At 43.6% G+C, this 782-nt stretch carries 2 pseudogenes; both read right to left on the bottom strand.

Annotated elements, in window-relative coordinates:
* Positions 1-509, bottom strand: a pseudogene (locus tag GQS54_RS22960) (IS3 family transposase); the annotation flags it as partial.
* Positions 473-782, bottom strand: a pseudogene (locus GQS54_RS22955) (transposase); the annotation flags it as partial. The pseudogenes GQS54_RS22960 and GQS54_RS22955, both read right to left, overlap by 37 nt.

Genomic DNA, 782 nt, shown 5'->3' with positions numbered 1-782 from the left:
GATGTTCGTACTTCGTAGCTGACAACCTCTTGGTTAAACAGATCTATCATAGGCGACAGATACACCTTCTGGTTATTCACTTTAAATTCAGTCACATCAGTCACCCATTTCTGATTAGGCTTCTTTGCTGTGAAATCACGGTTTAGGGCGTTTTCAGCGATTCTGCCGACTTCACCTTTATAGGATTTATATCTTTTAGGCCTTACTTTCGATTTAAGACCAAGCTCGTTCATAAGACGCTGAACACGTTTGTGGTTAATCACCAAGCCCATTGTTCTTAGGGCACTGGTTATTCTGCGATAGCCATATCGGCCTTTATGTTTGTGATAGATATCACGTATTTTTACGCGTAAGTCAGTATCGGCACAGGGCAGTTTGAGCGTACTACGGTGATAGTAATACACGCTTCTGGGCAGCCCTGTGGCCTTTAGTAAATGTTGTAAGCTGTATGTTGCCTTGAGCTCTTCGACGATTACCGTCTTGTCTTTGCTTTTCTCTGTCTGGCTTGAGCCAAGGCTTCCAACTTTTTTAGAACAGCGTTCTCTGCACGTAAATACTCCAACTCTTCTCTGAGCTCTTTCTCAGTCATCTGCTCCGATGGTTTTGGTGTAGGAGAGAGATTTGTCACGCGAGGCCTACCTTTTTTCTGTGGTTTTAGACGAGTTATACCGTCGCGAGCATAAAGCTTTTGCCACTGAAATAAAATACCAGGGGACGATAAGTCGAAGTAGGCACTGGTATAGCTAAGGGACCAATCGTTAGTTGCCATTGTTTTAAGTACG

The organism is Paraglaciecola sp. 20A4 (assembly GCF_011378905.1).
GTDB lineage: Bacteria > Pseudomonadota > Gammaproteobacteria > Enterobacterales > Alteromonadaceae > Paraglaciecola.
Note: the sequence above shows the minus strand (reverse complement) of the source record. Positions and strands in the feature narration are given on the sequence as shown.